Below are 24,200 nucleotides of genomic sequence, written 5' to 3' on the forward strand. Positions count from 1 at the left end.
CAGTTTGTGCTTATAAAACATACTATTATTATGTAGTGAATATGAAAAGATCAGTGTATAACTTACTACCTATAATATGCAAATTAAAAAAAGATAGAATAGTTTATAAAAACCATTCTACCTTTTTGATGATTAAGTTTTTTATTCTCTTAAACTTCCCCCTAACTTTTCTTCTAACACTTTTACAATATTTTCATGAACTTTTGTCACTTCTTCATCTGTAAGCGTTCTATCCTTCGCCCTATACACCAATGAGTAAGCAACACTCTTATAACCCTCTTCAATCTGCTTGCCTTTATATACATCAAATAGTTTTACACTTTCTAAAATCTTTTCCCCATTTTCTCTTGCAATATCCTCTATCTGCTTCACATAAATCTCATCTTTTACAACTACTGCAATATCTCTTGTTATTGCAGGATATTTAGGTAGTTCTTGATAAAATTTATCCAGTCTCGTAATCTGAAGAAGAATATTAAAATCTAGCTCTCCCACGTATATCCTAGTATCTATATCATGATTTTCTAAAACATCTGGATGAACTTCGCCAATAACCCCTAATGTATGATTTCCATAAACAATACTTGCACATCTTCCAGGGTGGAAGCTTTTATGATTTTTCTCTGGTATATATTCATAGCCTTCTATACCAAGTTTTTCAAATAGTTTTTGAACTACACCCTTTAAGCCATAAAAATCAATTTCTTTTCCGTACATGCCAAGAGTCAATACTTTCTTCTCTATAGGAAGAGCTTCAACTGGAATGCTCTTAGGAATAAATGTATTTCCAATTTCAAAGGCCTTTGCACATTCAACATTACGATTATAGTTTCTTCCTAGTACCTCTAACATATTCCCCATTAGGGTCGTTCTCATAATGCTATTTTCTTCTCCAAGAGGGTTGATTAGCTTTACAACATTTCTCATAAAACTATCTTCTGGTATACATAGCATATCGAAAGTTTTTGGACTAATAAATGAATAGGTTTGGATTTCATTTAACCCAGATGCATTTAAATTGATTTTTGTAATTTCTTCAATAATTTGTCCATTTGTTTTAGCTCCCTGACTATTTCCTTTTGGTAGCGTCATGCCTAAATTATTAAATCCATAAATTCTTGCGATTTCTTCTACAAAATCTATTTCCTGGGTAATATCTAATCTAAATGTAGGTACATTCACCATAAATTTATCTTCTTTAGGTATTACTTTCATTTCTAATCTTTTTAATATACCAATCATTTCTTCATTACTTAAGCTTGTACCTAGTAAATCATTCATTCTTTTCGGTCTAATTTCAATTACTTTTTCATCTGCGCGATTTGGATATAGGTCCATCACGCCCCCTACAATTTTACCCACTTCTAATTCTTCAATCAGTTGACAGGCTCTATTGGCAGCCATAATTGCAATATTTGGATCTATTCCTTTTTCAAATCTTGCAGATGCCTCTGATCTTAATCCTAATTTCTTTGATGTTGCTCTTACAGAATTCGCACTAAAGCTAGCAGCTTCAAGTAGTATTGTTTTCGTTTCTTTGGTTACTTCAGAATTTAATCCTCCCATGACCCCAGCGATTGCTACATATTTTTCACTATCTGCAATCATAAGCATACTACTATCTAATTTTCTTTCTACTTCATCAAGGGTTGTAAATGTTTCTCTATCTTTTGCTCTTTTTACAATAATTTTATTTCCTTCTAACGTACTTAAATCAAAAGCATGAAGTGGTTGTCCTAATTCAAGCATTACATAGTTCGTTATATCTACTATGTTATTAATCGGTCTCATGCCTGCTTTCATCAGTCTGTTTTGCATCCATTGAGGCGATGGTTTTATTTCTACGTCCTTTATGACTCTCGCTACATATCTGTTACAAAGCTCGTTGTCTTCTATGTCTATAGCTGCATAATCAGCAATCATATCTACTTCTTCTTGAACATTTATTTGTGGCGCCTTCAACGGAATATTAAAAGTAGCTGATGTTTCCCTTGCCATGCCTAATATACTTAGACAATCTGGTCTGTTTGGTGTAATCTCAAATTCAATAATATGATCATTCAGCCCTAAAATCTCTTTAATATCTGTTCCAAGAGGATACGCCTGATCTAAAATGTATATGCCATCCTTTGCTTGGTGTATTGGTAAAACCTTATCAGCAATGCCTAATTCTTCACCAGAACACATCATCCCATTAGATAGTACCCCACGTAGTTTCCCGCTTTTTATTTTTGTACCATCAGGCAGTCTTCCTCCATTTAAAATAACTGGAATATATTGACCTACCTTAATATTCTCTGCCCCTGTTACAATTTGGAGTACTTCCTCTCCTACATCCACTTGTGTTACCACCAATTTTTTTGCATCAGGGTGATTTTCAATTTCTAAAATTTTTCCTACAACGATTTTATTGATTCTTTCCCCTAAATCTTCTACGGTTTCAATATTAGATCCTGACATAATCATATTGTCCCTTAATGTATCCATATCTAAACCATCTATATCTACATATTGTTTTAACCATTCTACTGGCACGAACATATTATTTCCTCCTTTATTCTTTAAAACTGCTTAATGAAACGCATATCATTTTCAAATAATAGTCTTATATCTTGTATTTCATATTTTAGCATGGTCACGCGATCAAGTCCCATACCAAAAGCAAATCCACTATATTCTTCTGGATCAATCCCACATTCTGCTAAAACATTCGGATGTACCATACCGCATCCTAAAATTTCTATCCAGCCACTTCCTTTACATACACGGCATCCTTTGCCTTCACATTTAAAGCAAGTAACATCTACCTCTGCACTTGGCTCTGTAAATGGAAAGTGATGGGGCCTAAATTTTGTTTTTGTCCCTATCCCAAATAATTGCTTTGCAAATAAATCTAATGTTCCTTTTAAATCTGCCATTGTAATCCCTTTATCAATCACTAATCCCTCTACTTGATGAAACATCGGTGAATGCGTAGCATCTAACGCATCTGATCGAAAGCATCTTCCTGGTGAAATAATTTTTATTGGTGGCTTATTCTTTTTCATGGTTCGAACTTGCACAGGTGAAGTTTGTGTTCTAAGTAAAATATCTTCTGTAATATAGAAAGTATCTGTTAAGTCTCTTGATGGATGATTTTTAGGTGCATTTAATGCATCAAAGTTATGATAAACGGTCTCTACCTCTGGCCCTTCAGCAATCTTAAACCCCATACCCATAAATATGTCTTTTATTTCATCTAAGGCCAATGTAAGTGGATGTTTATGCCCTAAATCTTTCGCTTTTCCTGGCATGGTTACATCAATTGTCTCACGTGCTAATCTTGAATTTTTTTCCTTTTGTTTCATTTCTTTTTTTGCTGTATCTAAAGCACCTTCAATCGCTTCTCTTACATCATTGACAATCTTTCCTACTAAGGGTCTTTGTTCAGCAGATAAATCTTTCATCCCTCTTAAAAGAGCTGTAAGCTCTCCTTTTTTTCCTAGGTATTGTATACGCAGTTCTTCTAGTTCTTGCATAGACTGTGCACTTTGAATTTCATTTTCTGCACTGTTTCTTATTTTTTGCAATTGTTCTTTCATTTATATGCTCCTTTCTGATTATCTTTAATATATTAAAATTAAAATAAATCATTTTAATTATTGGCAAATAAAAAAATCTTCAATCCCGAAAGGGACGAAGACTGCTCCGCGGTACCACCCTAATAGTCGAAAAAAATTCAACCACTTATAGACTTAACGGCGTCAACCGATAGAACCTACTGTAAAAGTAATAACTAATATATTATCCTAAAACCAAAATTTTAGCTATTCTCTTATATTCTTTCAATTCTATAGTTCAAGAGGGAACTTCAGTTAAGTTGTTACTTAGAAATGTTCTCAGCCTTTGACATTTCATCTCTGTAAGTCAATCTAAACTTACTTTTCTCTATCATTACTGATTTTCATATTAATAATTTGAAACCAATTCCTTATAACCCAAATAGGCATTAATATTTCCGGTTAACATAAAAATTTTCCAAAGCCATTCTTCTGTAGCGATCATAATGCCCACGCCCCTTTTCACTATCACCTTTTCTTCATTATAGCACAGCAAAAAGAGGTTTACAAGAAAATAAGGCTATGATTTTGTAATATTTTTCAAATTTTCTGATTCCTTCGCTGCCTCACTGCTTCATACATCATAATTGATGCAGCAATCGCAGCATTTAAAGACTCCGCTTTGCCTTTCATAGGAATTTTCACTAATTCATCCGAAAGGTCTAATACCTCTTTTAATACACCATGTCCTTCATTTCCTATGACAAACGCAGTTCTTCCTTTGTAGTCAACTTCATCATAGTACTTATTCGTTTCTAAACTTGTGCTAACAATTTTTATAGTCTCTGCCTTTAAGTGCTGAATCACATCTTTTGTTTTTCCTACATGAATAATGGGAAAGTGAAATATAGATCCCATGGTGGATCGAATGGTTTTTAGATTATATAAATCAACGCAACCCTTTGTCAAAAGTACAGCGTCAAAGCCTGCTGCATCTGCACTTCTTATGATTGTTCCTAAATTCCCTGGATCTTGAATGCGGTCAAGTATTAAAAACAAACTCTTTTCACAGTTTAGTATAGCGTCTAAATCATATGCTTTACAAGAAAAGATTCCTATAATCCCTTGGGGATTTTGTGTGTCTGAAAGCTTCAAAAATATAGATTCTGGCACTTGATAGATCTTTATGTTCTTTTCTAATAAGTCTTGTAGTAATCCTTCTCCTCCTGAAGTATTATACAATCTTTCTGAGAATACTATAGATTTGATGCTACTATTATTTTCTAGTCCATCACGAATAATACGTACACCTTCTACCATATATTCGCCATATTCCAATCTATATTTTCTCCTTGCAAGCTGTTTTATGTGTTTGATCATTGGATTTTCATCTGAAGAGATATTATAAATCAACTATTTTCACCTCAAACCTTATGCCTTTTGCTCTATTTTTTGTATATCATCATTATGTCCAATCACAACTAATACATCCTCTTTTCTTACAATATCTGTTGCAGTTGGAGATATATTAATTTCTGTACCATGCTTTATAGCCATTATGTTAATACCATATCGCGCTCTTACATTTAACTCTGTTAAATTTTTTCCTTCCCATTCTTCTAAAGCAGATACTTCTACAATGCTATAATCTGGTGCTAATTCAATAAAATCTAATATATTAGAAGATACAAGATTATGTGCAACTCGAACCCCCATATCCCTTTCAGGGAATACAACACGATCTGCTCCAATTTTATAAAGCACCTTTGCATGTTGCTCATTTTGTGCTTTTGCTACAACATATTTCACCCCTAATTCTTTCGCAATAAGGGTAGCCATAATGGACGCTTGTATATTGGAACCAATAGTTATAACTGCTACATCAAAATTTCTCATGCCAAGTGCTTTAATAGATGCTTCCTCCGTTGCATCCGCTTGTACTGCATGGGTAACAAATTCAGCCATTCCTTGTATCACATCTTCATTCCTATCAATTGCCAATACATCCAACCCTAACCCATAAAGTGTTCTTGCAACACTTGCACCAAACCGTCCACAACCAATTACCACAAATTGTTTCATACTAACACTCCTTTATCCTACAATTACTCTTTCTTCAGGATATTTTATTAACCCTTTATTCTTCTGCTGTTGTCTTGCTAAAGCTAGTGCGATGGTCATAGGTCCTACTCTCCCTGCAAACATAGTAAGAGAAATAACAATTTTTCCTATGAAGCTTAATTTAGGTGTGATCCCTAGAGACAGACCTACTGTAGCAAATGCAGAAGTAACTTCAAAGAAAATCTCAATAAAACTACTTCCATCCTCTGTTATAGATAAAACCATTGTTACAAATATAATAAGTGCCATGGCGATTCCTATTACTGCTAAAGCACGATTCACAATATTTTTAGGTATTCTTCTATTGAACACTTCTGTATCTTCTTTCCCTTTAATGATACTAATGATTGTCCAAAGAATCACCCCTGCTGTTGTTGTTTTTACCCCTCCGGCAGTTGACCCAGAAGAACCACCTATAAACATAAGCACTATGGTCATAAAGATCGTAGCGGTTGTCAATTGGTCTGTTGGTAGCGTGTTAAACCCAGCCGTCCTAGGTGTAACAGAGTGGAATAGCGCTGATAATAATTTCCCCTTAAAGCTTAGGTTTCCCATTGTATTAGGATTCGTGTATTCTAGTATAAATACACCAACAAACCCAAATATAAGTAAAGCACCTGTAATATAGAGGACTAACTTTGTATGTAAGCTAAATTTTGCAAACTTTCGTTTTTGTAAAATCTCAACGATCACTGTAAAACCTAGTCCCCCTGTTATAATTAAAAGGCAAACAACTACGTTAATTAGGAAATCATCCGCAAAAGGTGTTAAACTCCTAAAGTTCCCTACTAAATCAAATCCAGCATTACAAAAAGCAGAAATTGCATGAAATATGCTCATGCCTATGCCCTTAGGTATCCCATATATTGGAATAAATTTAAAGGATAATAATATTGCGCCTATTCCCTCTATTGTAAAAGTTGTAATCAATACATATTGGGTAATTCTCACAATCCCAGATATATTGAATTGATTGAGTGCTTCCTGCATCACAATCCTTTCTCTTAGCGTAATTCTCTTTCCAAAAATCAAAGCAAAAAAGGTAGCCATGGTCATAAATCCAAGTCCTCCAATTTGAATCAAAAGAATAATCACGCTTTGACCAAAAACTGTCCAGTAAGTGCTCGTATCTACTACAACAAGTCCCGTTACACATACTGCCGAAGTTGCTGTAAAAATTGCATTCATAAATCCTATACTATGTCCAGAATTTGATGCGATCGGTAAGCTAAGGAGAATCCCTCCCATTAAAATAACACTCGCAAATCCTAATACAAGTATCTGTGCAGGGTTCAATGTATGTTTATCAATTCTTTTATTAATATTTATTTTTATCACCCCTGTCCAAATTTTTCCTAACTTTCTCATGCATTCATTATAGCATTATCTTTTTAATTTTAAAAGAAAACATAGTCATTTATTCCTACCTATTATTTTAAACAAATAATGATCAGTATATGAATAAATAATGAAAAAAATAGACTCATTGATAGAGTCTATTTTTAAGCATTCAATTTTTGTTTCGCAACAACTACTAATTGTGCAAAACCTTTCTCATCATAAATCGCCATTTCAGATAGCATTTTTCTGTTAATTTCAACACCTGCTAACTTTAATCCATTGATCAATCTACTGTATGAAATATTATTCATTCTTGCAGCAGCATTGATTCTTGCAATCCAAAGTTTTCTAAAATCTCTCTTCTTTAACTTACGTCCTATATATGCAAATCTTAAAGATCTCATTACAGCTGGATTTGCAGCTCTAAAGATCTTGCTTTTTGCGCCATAATATCCTTTTGCAAGTTTTAATATTTTTTTATGCTTCTTCTTAGCGTTCATTGCTTTTTTTACTCTTGCCATGTTTTTCTACCTCCTTTACCTTCTTATTTATGCGTATGGTAATAATTTTTTAATGTTACTAGCGTCTCCCTTTGCCATCATTGTAGCTTTACGGAGATTTCTTTTTCTTTTAGGACTCTTTTTTGTCAAAATATGACTTTTATAAGCTTTCGCTCTCTTAACTTTACCTGTTTTTGTTAATTTAAATCTCTTTGCTGCACCACGATGTGTTTTCATTTTTGGCATAATTATTTCCTCCCCTCTATGGTCTAAGCATTTTTAGGTGTTAAGAACATAATCATGTTCCTACCTTCCAAATTTGGCTTTTTCTCAATAGTACCAGCTTCAGAAATGAGTGTAGTGAATTTTCCCATCACATCATATCCTAATTTTGTATAACCCATTTCTCTACCTTTAAATCTTAATGTAACTTTTACTTTATCACCTTTTGATAAGAATGTAATGGCGCGATTTGCTTTTACATTTAAATCATTCTGTTCAATGTTCAAACTTAATCGAACCTCTTTTACATTAATTACCTTTTGTTTCTTCTTTGCTTCTTTTTCTTTTTTAGATAGTTCAAACTTGTACTTGCCATAATCCATAATTTTGCAAACAGGTGGTTTAGCTTGAGGTGCGATTTTTACTAGATCTAATTTTTTTTCTATAGACATTTCTAGTGCTTCTCTGCCTGATACAACACCTAATTGTTCTCCATCTGCATCAATTAGTCGAACTTCACGATCCCTAATCTCTTCATTGATTTCTAATTCTTTAATAATTTAACACCTCCTAGAATTGATGACGCATGTAACAAAATATAACATATATAAATAATAATAAGCGGATGTATAATACATCCGCTTCACAAGCCTAATAGAGTACTTGCTCTATATAGAACAAGAAACACCCTTATAAACCTTACGAACGTATGTTGCAAGGTGAGAAGCGGAAATCTTCTACTTAATATTACTGAATCAGTTTAACATCATTCTTTAATATTGTCAACGCATTTTAAAATTTTTATTCCAGTTTACTTTTTACGCCTACACGTTTCCTCCATGCATGTAACCCTAATGATAAACCAATCACACCATAGGCAACGAATGCTCTAAAAAACTCACCAATTTGTGCATCTCCAAATAAATTTTTACCAGCCATTGGTGAAACAATAAACAATGTGTGAAAAAGTATTGTTCCAAGTATTGCTTGACCAATCGTTGCTCTTGACACAGATGCACCCCCTATAAGAAGTGCAGCAATGGAGAAGGTAGCAATTTGCACATGGCTTCCATAAGTGTTAAGTGTCCCAATATTTTGAAGAAAAATAAGTTGTCCCCAAGCAGCTAATAACGTTGACAAGGTAATAGCAATAATTCTTATCTTATTTACATTAATTCCAGAGATCTTTGCAATATGATTATCTTGACCAACGGTTCTAAAATCCTGCCCTAACTTCGTCTTTACAATCATTACATTAAATAAACATAATCCTGCAATAACCAAACATGTTGCAATAGGTAGTTTGATCTTTGTAATCATTTTCAAATTATTGGGTATACCTTCATGAAACATGAAAATACTGCAAATTAGTATTCCCACGAAACAACCTATCATTGTAGATAAATATTGACCTGTGATAAATTTTTCTTTTTTCTTTGAATTTTTTATCTTATAGAATCTAATCCCGCTATATATAATTATTGTAGCAACCAATGCAATTAAAAGCACTTTAATGGCAGGAACTTTCTTAAGATTATCTAGCGCATATTTAATCCCAACATTTTTAGATAAATCAACCGTGTTTCTTATACCAATACCGCTACTTAGCATCATTATAGGGTCCTTCATTGGGATTATACTTCCCACTGCAAACAGAAAAATAAATTGGTAGATTCCATTTGCAAAGAAACCTGCAATCATACTTGTAATCATTTCTTGACCTTTCGTTTTATTTAAAAGTGTACCTATTAAATATCCAAAAATCATTGCAATAGGTACAGACAACAAGCCACATAATAAAAAACCTTGTATCCCTGTTATTCCCCAGTGGGTTACAGCAATAATGGCAATTTGTCCTGCCATGGCTCCAATAGTTATCCCAAAATTCAAACCCATCCCTGCTAATACAGGAATGATTAGGGAAAGCACGAGGAATGAGTTTCTTGAAATTCTTGTCAACAATTCGCTGGTGATGAAAAACAATGGTAATTTTGATATTTTCACACCAATAAGACATATAATAATAAATAATATGGTTACACTATGGTCAATGAAAAAACTTTTCATCTTTAATGATATCGCTTCACTTTCTTTCGTTTTTTCTAATACTTCAACATGATTCGTATTTGACATATTACTCTCCTCCCCCTACTTTTGTCAATGCATAAAGAATTATCCCATTTTGTACGATCATTCTAAGTACTTCAGATAAATTCCCTTCACTTACAATTTCATTTGCAACAGGAAGAGCAACCGTTAACAAGCCTTGAAATAAGAATACACCGATAATCACATGTGATATTTTCGCTTTACTCGCTGAAGCGCCCCCAATTAATATAGCCGCTACAGCTGGAAATGCCATCATCAAAGGCGCCTGATATAATTGGATAAACCCATAGCTTTGGGCATAAACAAGTATCCCAATCGCACCAAGTACTGTAGATAAAATGGTTCCAACAATTCTACACTGATCCACATTGATCCCTGAAACAAGCGCAAACTTAGGATTATCCCCTGCAGCCTTCATGGCAATACCTAATTTACTTCTCGTAAATAGCCATACACACAAACAAGAAAGTAAAAAAAATAACAATAATCCAGTAGGGATCTCTACACCACCTATAGGAAATTTCCACAAATTATTTAATATTTGTCCAAAAGTAGAATCTAACGCAATGGTTACCCGTAATCCATCTCCAATTGGCCAAATCATTTCAGGATGCTTAAAAGGTAAAAAAATCCACATGATACTCATAAAAAATACAACCGAAAAACCAGTATAGGTTGCAACCAACATTTCTGAACCCTTTATTTTATTAAGCAATATACCATAACTCCAGCCTGCCAATATGGCAAATGGCAACGAAATCATTATAGCTCCAACAAAACCCAAGGCACCTATCAAACCAATCTCAATACTGATAAGACCCCCTACCAAGCCACAAACAATTCCTAAAGGCAATGCAAAGTTCGGTCCAGTACCACATTGTATAGCAGGTACCATCGCTAATACCAATACCCCATACATACCAAATCTACGAATTGTATCAGACATTAGCGTATTTACTGGTAATTTCAATATAATCGCCATAATAAACAGCAATAAGAAGAAAGTACCAATAATCAACCTTGGAAGGCCAAGTTTATTTGTAAATCCTTTGATTGCTTCAGTCATTTTACAAAGCCTCCTTGCTATACATTTTACGATATTCTCCAGCCATCATTAACCCGAAGTCTCTATCCCTTGCGGAAGGCTCAAGGATCCCTTCAACCTTTCCTTCTGAAATAATCGCAATTCTATCACAGACAGCCCGTAGTTCTGCAAGTTCGCTAGATGTCATTACAATGGTCATTCCTAATTCTTTATTTAATTTTACCAATAAATCTAGCACTAACTTTTTAGCCCCTATGTCAATCCCCCTAGTAGGTTCTGAAACAAATAAAACATCTGGCTCTAGCGTTAATGCCCGTGCAATACAAACCTTTTGTTGATTTCCACCACTAAGTCTTCTCGTTAGCTGCGTAGGTCCTGTACATCTTATATCCAAATCCTTAATCATTTTCAATCCATGTGATCGAATAGATTTACTATCTATTTGATCAAAAAATCCAAATCTATTTAAAAATTCATTTTTTATTTGCATCGTAGTAACTACTATATTCTCTTCGATAGAAGAATCTAACAACAATCCAACTCCCCTTCTATCTTCCGAAACAAAAGCTAACCCACTTTTAAGGGCTTCCCTTGTATTGTTTAGCTTTAAGTTTTCTCCTCTTAAACGTACTTCTCCTGTCGATTCATAAATCCCCATAATGCCATTGGCAATCCCAACTTTACCTTGTCCAGCTAAACCACCAATCCCTAATATTTCTCCCTTTTTTACTTCCAATTCTATGCCTTTTACTGCTTCGCCTGGCATATTCACACGAAAATTTTTTATAGAAAGGATACTTTCATGATCTTTCCTATTTTTTTTATCATCTTCCAATTTATTTGTAACTTTTATCTTTCTGCCGACCATTAATTCAGCAAGATCCAATACATTTGTGTCTTCTTTTTTTCTTGTAGCCACCAATTCCCCATCTCTTAAGACCGTCACATTATCTGCTGCCTTTATAACCTCATCTAATCTGTGCGTTATGAAAAGAATGGCAATCCCAGAAGCTGCTATTTTTTTCATAGACTTCATAAGATTATCTGCTTCACTTTCTGTCAAAACTGCCGTAGGTTCATCAAAAACCAATAGCTTCACATTGCTTTTATCAATTTCCCTTGCAATCTCTACAAACTGCATATACCCTACAGGTAATCCTGCAACCTTCGCCCACTCATCTAGCCCAATTTCAAGGGTATCTAATGCCTTTCTTGCATCTTTGTCCATTTTTTTACGATCTAAAAAATTTAAACTGTTTCCAGATATTTTACTTAAAAGATTCTTTTTCGTAATCTCTCGATTGAGCTTTATATTTTCTGTCAAATTAAAGCCTGGTACCAACATAAATTCTTGATGAACCATACCTATCCCAATCTTCATCGCTTCTTTGGGAGATTTAACATCCACTTTTTTCGCATCTATAAACACTTCTCCATCAAAACCTCCTGTTGAATGAATTACAGGCATCCCAAACAAAATATTCATAAGGGTGGATTTACCCGCACCATTTTCACCCAATAGTGCATGAATTTCTCCTGGCTTGACAGATAGGCTAACGCTCTTTAATACTTTATTTCCAAAATAATCTTTTTCTATATTTTTCATCTGAAGCACATATTTTTCCTGCATCTTTTTTCACCGCCTTAAAGATTTCATGAAAATGGAAGGCTGCCTTTACAGACAACCTTTCATTTAAATATTCATGTAATTCATTTACAAAAGATTTTAGAAGTTTAAGAAATCCATCAATGTTAATAAGTAGTTATCATATTTTTCGCCATTTTCATCTAATGGTGTAAACTTAATATCAACGCCAGCATATTCTTTACATTTTTCTTTAATCTTTTCAAGATCAAATTTACCATTTGTCTCACCATCTATGTATGCCTTAGCGTATTCAGCACCTGCTTCAACAAACATCATTGCACAAGGTACTGGCCAAGTTGAAAATCTTCCAGTACCCCCTTTTTCTGCTATTTTCTTTGTAACTTCTTCAATTACGAAATCTATATCACCTTTTTTATCTTCTGGAATTTCAATTCCTAATGCTGAAGGAAATCCATGATATGGAGAAGGACAACAAGGTTGTGGATAAATACCACCTGCATCTAATGTCGCTTTAATAAGTGGTACTTGCATTGAGCAGTTTGTGCTAAATAATGCAGTATCCTTTCCATATTGTTCAATCTTTCTTGGTACATCTTCTAATATAAATTGTTGTGCGCCTGATGTACCTGCATCTCCTGTTGGGTCTGGTGCTGTTGCGTCTACAAATTCTAGCCCTAATTCTTTACAATTTTCTTTTAATAAATCTCTTCTTGCTGAAAGAAGTGCATAAGACATATGTCTTGGGAATGAATAATGTACAAATGTTTTAGCCCCTTGTTTTTTTGCCTGTTCAACAAGTGTACGTCCCATAGATAGCTCATCCATAGCAAATATAACATCCGCCTTAGATGCGATCATTTTTGGATCTTCTCCCGGAACCCCTCCTATAATCAGTATATCTTCTCTTATTTCTCTTACTTTATCAATAGCTGCTGATGTACCTGGAACAGCTTGAACAATAATAAGTGCTTTCACGTCTGGATCTGATGCCATACTTACAAGATTCGCTATTGTTGTTTCTTGCTCATCCATAAATTTATCGGGATACGTCATTAAGAGTATATGCTCTTCCCCATATTTATTAACTACATTTTGTGCAGCTCTATACTCTTCCTCATTTTGAGAAACAGTACCTGTCATAATACCAATTTTCCAATTTCCATCAGCTGCTGGTTCTTCTGTTGCTGCTGGTTCTTCTGTTGCTGCTGGTTTTTGTCCACAAGCTGCAAGACTAAATACCATCAGCAAAACTAAAAAAATCACCAAACTTCTTTTAAACATTCGAATTCCTCCCATACATTTTTTTACTTTCAAGTAATTATATTCTATAACTTCTTTTAAATTCCTTCTCTTATTAATTGATTTTTTTTTATTTTCAGAATTTTTAAACTGCCATCCTATTTTTAAAAATTTATTTATTCATTCTACTAATATTTTTTCTAGTTTATTGGGTAAACTAATACTATAAAAATTTGAAAGCAGGTGATGAATAATTTCAAAGAAAAAAATAGTTTTCATTTCTTTCTGTTGCAGTTTAGTACTTAGTATTATAGTGCTTTTAGGCGCTTTTAATGCGCACCCCTATTATGTACGCATGAGCAATATGAATAAAGTTCTTTTGATTTTTTTGTGTATATCTCTATTTGCTTACTATTTGAAATTAGACAAATCACCTCAATTAGAGCCTGTACACATAAAAATGCAAAAGGATGATAATCAAAACACAAACACGAATAAACCCTCTGTCCGTTTTCATGATGTTGCAGGTCTTGATGAAGTAAAAGAAGAGTTAGCAGAAATTATTGACTTCATCAAAGCGCCTCACAAATACCATAAAATGGGCGCAAAAATTCCTAAAGGAATTTTATTTTATGGCCCCCCTGGGACAGGAAAAACACTATTGGCACAAGCCCTTGCTGGAGAGACTGATTCTAGTTTTTTCCCAACGAGCGGTTCAGAATTTGTTGAAAAATATGTAGGTGTAGGCGCAAAAAGGGTTCGTTCACTTTTTGAAAAAGCAAAAAAAGGTGCACCTAGTGTAATTTTTATCGATGAAATTGATGCGATAGGTGCAAAGAGAACAACAGAAAGCAATAACGAAAAAGACCAAACATTAAATCAGCTCCTTATTGAAATGGATGGTTTTCATTCCGAACAGACAATTATTGTCGTCGGTGCAACAAATCGACTTGATCTTTTAGATGAAGCACTTTTAAGACCTGGTAGATTCGATCGCCACATGTTTATTGGTAACCCTGATCTTCATGCAAGAGAAGAGATTCTCCACGTCCATACAAAGAATAAACCAATAGATGAAAATGTCAACATAAAGGAATTGGCCAAAAGAACACATGGCATGTCAGGGGCACATCTTTCTAATATAGCCAATGAAGCTGCTATTCTTGCTGTAAGGAATAATAAAAAGTCTATTGGTATTACTGAGTTTAGTGAGGCCATTGAAAAAGTTATTGCAGGTCTTCAAAGAAAAAATGCTGTGATCTTAGACAAAGAAAAGCAAAAAGTATCTTACCATGAAGCAGGACACGCGTTGATGGGAAAAATATTAAATACGGATTTAATATCAAGAGTTTCTATTATTCCTCGTGGTGAAGCTTTAGGATATGTCATGTATTGTCCAGAAGAAGATCGCTATTTAAAAACAACAGCAGAATTAAAAAACAAAATAAAAGTTTTACTAGGCGGCCGATGTGCAGAACAACTCATCTTCAAAGAAATCTCTACAGGTGCCTCAGATGATTTAAAAAAAGCAAATGCCATTGCCTATCAAATGGTTTGTGACTATGGTATGAGTAATCTTCATAATAGAGTTTTTGAACCGTCTTTGGTAAAAAATTGTTATCCTATGATTGATAAAGAAATAGAAAATATCATAGATGAATGTTATGAAGATGCACTACAGCATTTAACAAATAATCTAGATTTGCTCTCTACCGTAGCCCATAAACTATATGAGAAAGAAACACTCTCTGGAGAAGAATTTCAAATGCTTGTACAATCTAATTATAGTACCATAACATAAAAGAGAGCCACCATTATAATGGTGACTCTCTTTTATGTTACAATGTTTTATTTTTTATTTCTTCTTCTATTTTGTTTATGAACATTTCAACTTCTTGGCTGCCTAATTCTCCATGGTCTCTAGATCTAACAGAAATAGTATTTGATTCTTGCTCTTTTTCTCCTACAATGATCATATAAGGAACTTTTTCTAATTGTGCCTCACGGATTTTATATCCTATTTTTTCATTTCTTTCATCTATTTCAACATAAATGCCATTTTCTTTAAGCTGATCCGTAATCTTTTGTGCATAGTCTTTGAATTTATCTGCAATCGGCAATATTTTTACCTGTACTGGGGAAAGCCATGTTGGAAATTTTCCTGCAAAGTGTTCTGTAAGAATACCAATAAATCTCTCTACACTTCCAAATGCAACTCTATGAATAACTACCGGTCTATGCTTCTCTCCGTCTTTTCCAACATATGTCAAATCAAATCTCTGTGGTAATTGGAAATCCAATTGAATCGTTCCACATTGCCAAGTCCTACCAATGCAATCTTCTAAATGAAAGTCAATTTTCGGTCCATAAAATGCACCATCCCCTTCATTTAATTTATACGGTAGATTTAATTCCTCTAGTGCGGCCTTTAAAGAGCTTTCAGCAATTTCCCATTCTTCCTCACTACCCATTGAATCCTCAGGTTTCGTAGATAATTCAACACGGTATTTAAATCCAAATCTTGTATATACTTCATCTATTAATTTTACTACCCCTTTTATTTCATCTTTAATTTGTTCTGGAAGCATAAATATATGGGCATCATCTTGTGTGAAAGCTCTCACCCGCATAAGACCATGCAACGCACCCGATAATTCATGTCTATGCACTCTTCCTATTTCTCCCATTCTGATTGGAAAATCTCTATAAGAGTGCATTTCTGTTTTATATACAAGCATTCCGCCTGGACAATTCATGGGTTTAATCGCAAAATCCTCATCATCAATTTTTAAAGCATACATATTTTCCTTATAATGATACCAATGTCCAGAAGTTTCCCATAGTTTTCTATTTAACATAATCGGCGTTTCTACCTCAACATATTCAGCTTTTCTATGAACTTCTCTCCAGTATTCTAATAATGTATTTTTAAGTTGTGTTCCCTTTGGCAAGAAAAATGGAAATCCTGGTCCTTCTTCAAGTATTGTAAATAATTTCAACTCTTTTCCTAACTTTCTATGATCTCTCTTTTTGGCTTCTTCTAATCTATGCAAATGCTCTTCTAATAGTTTTTGTTTTGGGAAAGATGTACCATAGATCCTTTGAAGCATTTGTTTGTTCTCATCTCCACGCCAATAAGCGCCTGCTAGACTTAATAATTTTATCGCTTTTACAAGTTTTGTTGACGGTAGATGCGGCCCTGCACAAAGGTCTACAAAATCTCCTTGCTTATAAAAAGAAATGATCGCATCGTCTGGCAAGTCTTGAATTAATTCTACTTTGTACCCTTCTTCTCTTTCTTTCATATATGCGATTGCTTCAGCTCTTGGCAATTCAAATCTTTCTAATTCTAAATTTTCACCTGCAATTTTTTTCATTTCTTTTTCTATTTTTTCTAAGTCATTTTCTGTAAATCTATGCTCTGAATCAAAATCATAATAAAACCCATTTTCAATAGCAGGCCCTATTGCAAGCTTTGTGCTTGGAAATAACCTTTTTACTGCTTGAGCAAGAATATGTGAACTTGTATGTCTAAAAACACTTTGCGCTTTTTCATCATCAAACTTTAAAATATTCACCTCAGCATCTTCATGCACTGGGTGTAATAATCCTACAACTTTGTTATTCACCTCTCCTGCTACAGCTTCTTTTGCAAGTCTTCCACTAATCTCTTTCGCAATTTCAAAGACAGTTACACCTTTTTTAACCTCTTTTATCGAACTATCTTTCAAGCTTATTTTAATATTTTCCATGTATGTTCCCTCCTCTATTTTTAGATAATCATTTTATAAAAATATAAAAAACCCCTCATCCCTAAAGCTTTCGCTTAGGGACGAGAGGTATCTCCCGTGGTTCCACCCAAATTGACATATGTCCACTTTAATGGCATTAACGCTGCCAATCCGATATTCCTTTTGCCTGTCGGCTACTCAGATATAGCTTAAAGGTAGTTTTCTTATAGTCCTCTCAAAGAATGTTTACAGCCTACGACATCCTCTCTCTGTTGATTGATTCTATAGTACTTTTCCTTTTCATCGCTTTTATTTATATGATTTTCTAATTTATTTGCGATTTAACTTTGTTTTATTATAAGATTTTTTTTTGTACTTGTCAATAAGTTTATTCAAATTTATCTTTTTTATACATACAGATTTATTTTATATCATAAATATAATAATTCCTTGCATCAGTCCAATGATACATCCTAAAACAGCCCCTAAAATTTCTATATGTTTTAATTCTTTTTTTGCAATGGCGAGAACAATCTCCTCTAACTTTTCTAATTCAAAATCATTAATCTTATCTTCAATAATTTCAGAAATCTTTATCTTATTTGTGGCCGTATGTATCATTTTTTCTGTCAATTCAGTAATGATTTTATCTCCTTCTTGCTCAATCATATCATTAATATATCCATCAATCATCCCTTTAAAGGAACTAGGAATAAATGTAGGTAATTTTTTATCTACAATCTCTTTTATTTTTCTCTTAACCATAAAAATGATTTCATGTTTATTTTCATCTTTAATCAATTGATCTATAATCTCTTCCATAGATATAAGCTCTGTCTCAACAATTTCTCCCACACTCTTTGCAAGTTCTTTTTTTCTTTTAGGAATTAGTCCTTGTATTTTCATATTCACAATAGGTATCTCAACAGGCTGTAACGGCCTAAATATAAGCTTTATTGCTAACACATTTGTAACCCATCCAATAATCGACCCTACACCTGCTAAGGTCAATAGCTTTATCCAAAACAATATTTTTCACCTCTACTGTATTATCTTTTGCAGATTATCATGCATTTATAATGGTTTTCTCTTTTTAAGAGCTACTTATTGATCGTTATTCAGTATAGCATAATTACAAATAGAATACAATAGTGTTACTCATGTTCAAAAGTATTGAAGAGTAGAGAAACCTCTACTCCTGTTTAATTTTTTTAATAGATAAACAAAGATCACAACCACTACAGATACATACTCTTTCCGAAAAAACATTTTTAATCGTTTCAATAATTTCTTTTTTCTTAATCTTTGTAGAAAAGTGCATAATAATTTTTTTAGGTGCTAATGTAATCAATGCGCTAATTAGCAAATCCTCATAGCTAATATCTTTCTCTACCATTTCTGATGCTAAATCTTCAATGTATTCATTATTAATCATGCTATTTCGATCATCATAAAGATGATATTTTCCGTCTTGTGACATAAGTACATTCACCGTATCTATTTTCGCATCTTGAATATCTACAAAATATCTTAAGAGTCTTATAAATTCATTATACTCCTTTTCCATTAAGAAATCTTCTATGGCTCTTTCTATATTATTTTCAAGTTCCTCTATATAATTTTTCAATCTAAACCTTACAAAGCCTTCTAAATGAATCCGGTTATCATCTTCTAAATAATCTATAATCTGCCCAAGTATTTTTTGTTTTCTTCTAGCAACACATGTTGCATCTTCCTCATATTGACATCCTTCATTTTTTTGTATCTTTTTGAAATGGCTAAGGATACTCTTCCTTTCTTGCAAACCAAAATAATAATAATCCGTGGATAAAATCTTATAAGCAATTTTTTCTTCCATGTCATACATGATAATATCCGAAAAAACATTCGCCATATAATATTGAAACTTGTGCTTAAAATCATCGATTGTGGAAGGATTTATGTTAGAATCTTTTACCCTATATTCTATTTGGATTATTTTCCCTTGTTTATAACATTCTTTATGCACCGTAATTTCATCTTCTTTTAAAAAATTTATTTTTTCCTCTAATCTATCGTAGATAAATTTCCAACACTCATTCAGTACAACTACCATTAATTGCATTTTCTTCACTCCTTCGCCTACTGTATTAGTAGTATATGTGTAATAAGAAGTGATATTCAAAATAGAAGGTTACATATATTTCTTAATATGCCATTTCTAAAAAAGGTATGATAGAGCCAATATCTATTGGTTTTCTATTTTCTAAAAAGATTGGTTTCACTTGATGTTCTTCCAAAAATTTTAGAATTCTTCTATAATCAGGATGGTAGCACAACAAACCTGAAAAAGCCAATATCTTTTTCCCAACCAATCCTGATATGCCCCCAATAAATCCATAATCAAGTCCTAGTAGATCTATGTATCCGGGAGATATAATCAAAGCGTCTATTCCATATTTTCCTATAGCCTTTCCAATCCCTCTATCAGATGTAATAATTGCAGCTTCATCTACAACACAGATTGAACATTTTGAATATCCTTGCTTCACATGAATGCATGTTACATCATTCTCTTCAAGTAATTTTAAAGTAAGTTTATCTGTATATTTCAAATTATGTATGGCATAATTTGAAACTCTCGCTATATTATATGCAATATTTTCTGGATAGTTCCTCTTTAAAACGGTTTCTCCTTTGATTACGTTTAGCCCATAGCTTTCAATAGATGCTTTCAATTTTTGATAAACATTTGGGGCTAAAACTATATTTTTCCCATTAATAGGGTGTACTAAGATATCCGGATGATAAGCAATTCCTTCATACAGTTCTCTACAGAATGGTGTTTTTACTATATGTATACCCATCTGATACAAATTATTCGTCAAAGCTTTAGATACTCGCCCATCTACTATTACACCAGTTACATTATTTTGTGGTAAGAAGGGCTGATCGATCCATTTATTTTTCATATATATCACCTATTCTTATTATTTACTGTATCCATTATATCATTCTATCTCTAGGGAATAATCTGAAAACAAAAAAAGTTGGAACATTATTCCAACCTCATTACCTTTATTTCTTTATAAAATTTTTCTACCCATTCTAAATTCACATATCCGATTCGATCTTCAATCACATTTGCAGTTCCTGCTGCTACTGCCATTTTAAATGCTTCTTCTAAGTTATTTTCTCTATAGATGGATACAGCGAATCCTGCTACAAATGCATCCCCACAGCCTACCGAATTAATTGCAGCTGCTTTTGGGGCGCATACCTTATATGCACCTTCCTTTGTAACAAAAATAGCACCCTCATCCCCTAGTGATATGCCTACTACGTCTATTCCTTGCTTACAGATATGTTTACATTCAAATATGATTTTATAATCACTATCTAGCTTATATCCTACCAATTCTTCTAATTCTTCAAGATTCGGTTTAATCATAAAAGGTTTCGCTTTTATAGCTTCTTCTAAATAGTTTCCTCTAACATCAATAATCATTCTTACATTATTATCCTTTGCAATCTTTACCATATCTCCATAAATAGTTTTAGGCAGTCCTTTAGGTACAGAACCTGCTGCAACAATGATTTCACTATATTTTAAGATCTTTATGAATTCTTTTACAAATGCGTTTAATTCTTTCTTCGTTACCACAGGTCCCTTTTCAGCAACAATCGTTTCTGTATTATTGAGTGGATCAACAATAGCCGTAAATATTCGTGAAGATTCATTGATCTGTACAAATGACGTATAAATATCTAATTTTTCCAACTCTTCTTCAATAAATTTTCCAGAATATCCTCCTAAAAAGCCTGTAGCATTTACTTTTTCTCCTAAAATTGATGTCACTCTAGCGACATTTAATCCCTTACCACCAGCAGTAATCTTCACATCATCTACATGTATGTGATATTTTTTATTTGGTTTAAAATCATTTATAACATAAGCCCGATCAATTGCAGGGTTTAAGGTAACTGTAGTAATCATTATATCCCCTTCTTACTCTTTACAATTTCTAAATTTACAAAAGTCACAAATCTATTATAAACACAAATACAACTATTTGCAAAGAGTTTTTTATTTAATTCTATCTTTTATATCTAACTTATACAATAGTTCTTTGATCTCTTTTAACAATAGAATAATTTTATTTAGAGAATATTGTATCGTAATTAATATAATAAAAAAAATCATTCCTCCAACTACCCAATAATTCATCTTTTTTCACTCCCATTTTATCATCTTAACATTATTATAATCTATTTTCATCTCTTTCGTAAAGTAAGTAATTACATCCTTTTCATTGGCTATACGATAATAAAAACACACCTTATAAAAGTGTGTTTTTTATTATACTTTGTGCAATCATTTTTTATTCATCTTAATTATTATCCTCACTGATTTCCATTTTAGATATAGATACTTCATAAGCTACCCGTGTTGCTGTTTCATCATCACTTAGCCGCTTTTGATATGTCCTACTCTGAACCCTACCCCAGATCTTTAGGTGATCTCCCACCTTCAGTTTTTCTGAAAATCTTGCGTTTCTTCCCCAGGCAATACAAGGAATATAATCTGACTTATTATAGGGCCTATTTACTGCAATTAATATATCTGTGATCTCTCTTCCAAAAGGTGTTGATCGATATCCTGGTGGCTTGCAAATATATCCATCTAATACGATTTGATTCGGATTTTTTACAGTTTCTTCCTCGCATAAAGATAATTCTCGGGCAAAAATAGTCAAAATCAATTTGTTTTTACCATCTACATATTTGTTATAGGATCTTAACTGCCCCTCAACCTTAACGGTTGTTCCTACATCCATGTTAAAATCCATCATAATGCGTTCTGATACAGTTATAGGCAATATATCATTATAGTCACTTAGCCGGGCAACATTTATCTCAAAAGTGTAAAATCCTTCTCCGTACATTTCATGACTAAAGACTAAAGGTGAATGTATTTCTCCTACAGCCGTTACTACATTGGTATCAATCTCTTTATCTGACATTCAACCCCCACGCTCCTTCCTAATTCTTATGTACCTTTTTAGGGTTAATCTACAACTATATTTATTCAACATCGGACGAGATTATGATTAAGAAATAAAAAAAGAGAAAATTAATTTCTCTCTTCTAAAAATTCTTTTATAAATTTTTCCCCTTGCTCCATACCATACTCTCCAACAAGCAATATCAAATCCTTGTTTTCTGCATATAATAAAGCAATCTTTAGTGCATCTTTTAACTTTTCCTTATGTATATATGAAATTTCATTTTCTGTTAATATCTGATGAAAGATTTTCTTTTCTTTTTCTGAAACTTGATCCTTTTTTGTCACACAATCCACACTGCAAGTTGTAATAATATTTACTGATTTTATTCCTTTTACCCAACTACATAAAATCTCCGCATTCTGCTTATTTAATCCCATTCTTTCGTTTCCTATGATTGCATTTACCATATATAAATTCTCATAATCCACACTCTGAATCGTTTCAAACATTGCTTCATAGCTTGATGGATCATGACTCATGTCATCGATGATTTGGTACCGATCTGCATAAATCCTATGCATTCTCCTTTTTATTCCTTGAAATTTTTCAAAAGATCTTTCAATATCCTCTGGTAAGACACCATACATTAAAGCTACACCAATGGCAGCTAATGTATTATAAACATTATGCCTCCCCAATAGATGAATCACAACAGTAAATTCCATAGGATCAATTTCCATATCATTACACGGCGTCATTCCACGCTGAATACAACAATTAAACTTGATAAGTGGAACCGTTTCTATACTAGATGCTGTAATGGTTGCTCTTGAACAAAGCCCATAGGTTATAATCAATCTGTTTTTGATATCTCTTAATAACACTATGCTGCTTGGATCATCCGCATTAATAATAATATTTCCATTTTCAGGAATATATTTTAAAACACTTTTCTGCATCTCCAAATAGTCCATATTTTTGTCCATCGGTTCAATTCCTATATTCGCATATACCATTGTATCAAATTTCACCCCACACAGAAGATCTTCTTTCATATATGGATCTTCTACTTCCATAATTATAATTTTCACATCCATTTTTATCATATGATCCAAAATCTCTAAAAGTTTGTTTGCATCAAAATCCATTAGATTCATTTCTATTTTCGCTTTGCCAATACATATTTCTTGTGTGCTTATATATCCGCTAACCGAGCCTTGTTCTTCGAATATATGACTGATGATCTTTGCTGTTGTTGTTTTACCATTTTTCCCTGCAACCCCTATTATTTTCAATTTCTCAAAAGGATAATCATATAACTTATTGCTTAAATCCCAAAACAAAGAAATAGGATCTTCTATATATTTTATAGGAACAGTGTTTTTTCTATCTATCATAGCAATTTCTTTTGTAAATATAAGCACTGCACCCTGTTTTATTGCATAGTCAATAATCTCTTCTTCCCCTAATCCTTCTTTTTTTATGGCAATAAAAGCATATCCTGGCTGAACTTTCTCTCCATCACAAGTAATACCTGTAATGTTTATTCCTTCAACTAGCATGGATTCATCTCCTCTTTCACTATAGGGCTACTTGATTATATTTTTCTCAACCTGAAATGAAATATGTATTGATAAAAAAAATAGAGACATGAAATGATTTCATGTCTCTATTTAACACTTTAGGATTCCTTATTTTTTGAGCTAAAAGCCTTATTGATCAATACAATAAAACCAATTAGATAAAACCCAATCGT

21 protein-coding genes and 2 other annotated features are annotated in these 24,200 nt (G+C 33.1%); of the genes, 1 reads left to right on the forward strand and 20 read right to left on the reverse strand.

Features of this window, described 5'->3' with window-relative positions; all coding sequences use genetic code 11:
• Positions 1 to 141: 141 nt before the first annotated feature.
• The 12 genes from pheT to EV214_RS11350 all read right to left on the reverse strand — a co-directional run bounded on the left by pheT (position 142) and on the right by EV214_RS11350 (position 13,767).
• Complete coding sequence (gene pheT / locus EV214_RS11290; protein WP_132245828.1) at positions 142 to 2,541, reverse strand: phenylalanine--tRNA ligase subunit beta; 2,400 nt, start codon at positions 2,539 to 2,541, stop codon at positions 142 to 144.
• Positions 2,542 to 2,561: 20 nt separating this feature from the next.
• Positions 2,562 to 3,581: a phenylalanine--tRNA ligase subunit alpha gene (gene pheS / locus EV214_RS11295; protein ID WP_132245830.1), complete on the reverse strand. Its 1,020-nt coding sequence runs from the start codon at positions 3,579 to 3,581 to the stop codon at positions 2,562 to 2,564.
• Between the two features lie 87 nt (positions 3,582 to 3,668).
• Positions 3,669 to 3,943: a binding site (T-box leader), on the reverse strand.
• A gap of 196 nt (positions 3,944 to 4,139) precedes the next feature.
• Entirely contained in the window at positions 4,140 to 4,952 is an 813-nt protein-coding gene (locus tag EV214_RS11305; protein ID WP_132245832.1) for a TrmH family RNA methyltransferase, read from the reverse strand.
• A gap of 18 nt (positions 4,953 to 4,970) precedes the next feature.
• Entirely contained in the window at positions 4,971 to 5,621 is a 651-nt protein-coding gene (locus tag EV214_RS11310) for a potassium channel family protein (protein ID WP_132245834.1), read from the reverse strand.
• Positions 5,622 to 5,633: 12 nt separating this feature from the next.
• Positions 5,634 to 7,028: a TrkH family potassium uptake protein gene (locus EV214_RS11315; protein WP_132245836.1), complete on the reverse strand. Its 1,395-nt coding sequence runs from the start codon at positions 7,026 to 7,028 to the stop codon at positions 5,634 to 5,636.
• 134 nt (positions 7,029 to 7,162) lie between these two features.
• Complete coding sequence (gene rplT / locus EV214_RS11320; RefSeq protein ID WP_132245838.1) at positions 7,163 to 7,522, reverse strand: 50S ribosomal protein L20; 360 nt, start codon at positions 7,520 to 7,522, stop codon at positions 7,163 to 7,165.
• Between the two features lie 27 nt (positions 7,523 to 7,549).
• Positions 7,550 to 7,747 carry a 50S ribosomal protein L35 gene (rpmI, locus tag EV214_RS11325; RefSeq protein ID WP_132245840.1) on the reverse strand — a complete coding sequence of 66 codons (198 nt, stop codon included), beginning with the start codon at positions 7,745 to 7,747 and terminating at the stop codon, positions 7,550 to 7,552.
• 23 nt (positions 7,748 to 7,770) lie between these two features.
• Positions 7,771 to 8,283, reverse strand: a complete 513-nt coding sequence (gene infC / locus EV214_RS11330; RefSeq protein WP_207669681.1) for a translation initiation factor IF-3 — start codon at positions 8,281 to 8,283, stop codon at positions 7,771 to 7,773.
• A 241-nt stretch (positions 8,284 to 8,524) separates the two neighbouring features.
• Positions 8,525 to 9,856: an ABC transporter permease subunit gene (locus EV214_RS11335; protein ID WP_207669679.1), complete on the reverse strand. Its 1,332-nt coding sequence runs from the start codon at positions 9,854 to 9,856 to the stop codon at positions 8,525 to 8,527.
• 1 nt (position 9,857) lies between these two features.
• Positions 9,858 to 10,898 carry an ABC transporter permease subunit gene (locus EV214_RS11340; protein ID WP_132245842.1) on the reverse strand — a complete coding sequence of 347 codons (1,041 nt, stop codon included), beginning with the start codon at positions 10,896 to 10,898 and terminating at the stop codon, positions 9,858 to 9,860.
• Between the two features lies 1 nt (position 10,899).
• Positions 10,900 to 12,507, reverse strand: a complete 1,608-nt coding sequence (locus EV214_RS11345) for a sugar ABC transporter ATP-binding protein (RefSeq protein WP_132245844.1) — start codon at positions 12,505 to 12,507, stop codon at positions 10,900 to 10,902.
• A 96-nt stretch (positions 12,508 to 12,603) separates the two neighbouring features.
• Positions 12,604 to 13,767, reverse strand: coding sequence for a DUF3798 domain-containing protein (locus EV214_RS11350; protein ID WP_132245846.1), 1,164 nt, complete (start codon positions 13,765 to 13,767; stop codon positions 12,604 to 12,606).
• Between the two features lie 322 nt (positions 13,768 to 14,089).
• Between EV214_RS11350 and ftsH the strand changes: the two genes are divergently transcribed.
• The gene (gene ftsH / locus EV214_RS11355; RefSeq protein WP_207669680.1) at positions 14,090 to 15,526 is read left to right on the forward strand and encodes an ATP-dependent zinc metalloprotease FtsH; all 1,437 of its coding nucleotides are present in this window, start codon (positions 14,090 to 14,092) and stop codon (positions 15,524 to 15,526) included.
• 37 nt (positions 15,527 to 15,563) lie between these two features.
• Here ftsH and thrS read toward each other — a convergent pair whose 3' ends face one another.
• The 8 genes from thrS to EV214_RS11390 all read right to left on the reverse strand — a co-directional run bounded on the left by thrS (position 15,564) and on the right by EV214_RS11390 (position 24,006).
• Positions 15,564 to 17,477 (reverse strand): threonine--tRNA ligase, encoded by a 1,914-nt coding sequence (gene thrS, locus EV214_RS11360; RefSeq protein WP_132245850.1) that lies wholly within the window; start codon positions 17,475 to 17,477, stop codon positions 15,564 to 15,566.
• Positions 17,478 to 17,550: 73 nt separating this feature from the next.
• Positions 17,551 to 17,769, reverse strand: a binding site (T-box leader).
• A gap of 113 nt (positions 17,770 to 17,882) precedes the next feature.
• Positions 17,883 to 18,485, reverse strand: a complete 603-nt coding sequence (locus EV214_RS11365) for a DUF445 domain-containing protein (protein WP_132245852.1) — start codon at positions 18,483 to 18,485, stop codon at positions 17,883 to 17,885.
• A 163-nt stretch (positions 18,486 to 18,648) separates the two neighbouring features.
• On the reverse strand, positions 18,649 to 19,560 hold the full coding sequence (ytxC, locus tag EV214_RS11370) for a putative sporulation protein YtxC (RefSeq protein ID WP_132245854.1): 912 nt from the start codon (positions 19,558 to 19,560) through the stop codon (positions 18,649 to 18,651).
• 82 nt (positions 19,561 to 19,642) lie between these two features.
• The gene (locus tag EV214_RS11375) at positions 19,643 to 20,407 is read right to left on the reverse strand and encodes a DUF6873 family GME fold protein (RefSeq protein ID WP_132245856.1); all 765 of its coding nucleotides are present in this window, start codon (positions 20,405 to 20,407) and stop codon (positions 19,643 to 19,645) included.
• Between the two features lie 86 nt (positions 20,408 to 20,493).
• Positions 20,494 to 21,432 (reverse strand): 1-phosphofructokinase family hexose kinase, encoded by a 939-nt coding sequence (locus EV214_RS11380; RefSeq protein ID WP_132245858.1) that lies wholly within the window; start codon positions 21,430 to 21,432, stop codon positions 20,494 to 20,496.
• 90 nt (positions 21,433 to 21,522) lie between these two features.
• Positions 21,523 to 21,663 carry a hypothetical protein gene (locus EV214_RS18750; RefSeq protein WP_165916340.1) on the reverse strand — a complete coding sequence of 47 codons (141 nt, stop codon included), beginning with the start codon at positions 21,661 to 21,663 and terminating at the stop codon, positions 21,523 to 21,525.
• 163 nt (positions 21,664 to 21,826) lie between these two features.
• On the reverse strand, positions 21,827 to 22,459 hold the full coding sequence (locus EV214_RS11385) for a single-stranded DNA-binding protein (RefSeq protein ID WP_132245860.1): 633 nt from the start codon (positions 22,457 to 22,459) through the stop codon (positions 21,827 to 21,829).
• A gap of 110 nt (positions 22,460 to 22,569) precedes the next feature.
• A complete protein-coding gene (locus EV214_RS11390) occupies positions 22,570 to 24,006 on the reverse strand; it encodes a Mur ligase family protein (protein WP_132245862.1) in 1,437 nt (478 codons plus the stop codon).
• Between the last annotated feature and the right edge of the window lie 194 nt (positions 24,007 to 24,200).

This window comes from Marinisporobacter balticus (assembly GCF_004345705.1).
Taxonomy (GTDB): domain Bacteria; phylum Bacillota; class Clostridia; order Peptostreptococcales; family Thermotaleaceae; genus Marinisporobacter; species Marinisporobacter balticus.

Coding starts and splice junctions, on each gene's coding strand:
- rpmI (WP_132245840.1), bottom strand. CDS start 7,747: ATGCCAAAAATGAAAACACATCGTGGTGCAGCAAAGAGATTTAAATTA.
- EV214_RS11375 (WP_132245856.1), bottom strand. CDS start 20,407: ATGAAAAATAAATGGATCGATCAGCCCTTCTTACCACAAAATAATGTA.
- EV214_RS11335 (WP_207669679.1), bottom strand. CDS start 9,856: ATGTCAAATACGAATCATGTTGAAGTATTAGAAAAAACGAAAGAAAGT.
- EV214_RS11385 (WP_132245860.1), bottom strand. CDS start 22,459: ATGTCAGATAAAGAGATTGATACCAATGTAGTAACGGCTGTAGGAGAA.
- ytxC (WP_132245854.1), bottom strand. CDS start 19,560: ATGCAATTAATGGTAGTTGTACTGAATGAGTGTTGGAAATTTATCTAC.
- EV214_RS11310 (WP_132245834.1), bottom strand. CDS start 5,621: ATGAAACAATTTGTGGTAATTGGTTGTGGACGGTTTGGTGCAAGTGTT.
- EV214_RS11380 (WP_132245858.1), bottom strand. CDS start 21,432: ATGATTACTACAGTTACCTTAAACCCTGCAATTGATCGGGCTTATGTT.
- ftsH (WP_207669680.1), top strand. CDS start 14,090: ATGAATAAAGTTCTTTTGATTTTTTTGTGTATATCTCTATTTGCTTAC.
- pheS (WP_132245830.1), bottom strand. CDS start 3,581: ATGAAAGAACAATTGCAAAAAATAAGAAACAGTGCAGAAAATGAAATT.
- EV214_RS11350 (WP_132245846.1), bottom strand. CDS start 13,767: ATGTTTAAAAGAAGTTTGGTGATTTTTTTAGTTTTGCTGATGGTATTT.
- thrS (WP_132245850.1), bottom strand. CDS start 17,477: ATGGAAAATATTAAAATAAGCTTGAAAGATAGTTCGATAAAAGAGGTT.
- EV214_RS11345 (WP_132245844.1), bottom strand. CDS start 12,507: ATGCAGGAAAAATATGTGCTTCAGATGAAAAATATAGAAAAAGATTAT.
- EV214_RS11315 (WP_132245836.1), bottom strand. CDS start 7,028: ATGAGAAAGTTAGGAAAAATTTGGACAGGGGTGATAAAAATAAATATT.
- pheT (WP_132245828.1), bottom strand. CDS start 2,541: ATGTTCGTGCCAGTAGAATGGTTAAAACAATATGTAGATATAGATGGT.
- EV214_RS11340 (WP_132245842.1), bottom strand. CDS start 10,898: ATGACTGAAGCAATCAAAGGATTTACAAATAAACTTGGCCTTCCAAGG.
- EV214_RS18750 (WP_165916340.1), bottom strand. CDS start 21,663: ATGAATTATTGGGTAGTTGGAGGAATGATTTTTTTTATTATATTAATT.
- rplT (WP_132245838.1), bottom strand. CDS start 7,522: ATGGCAAGAGTAAAAAAAGCAATGAACGCTAAGAAGAAGCATAAAAAA.
- EV214_RS11390 (WP_132245862.1), bottom strand. CDS start 24,006: ATGCTAGTTGAAGGAATAAACATTACAGGTATTACTTGTGATGGAGAG.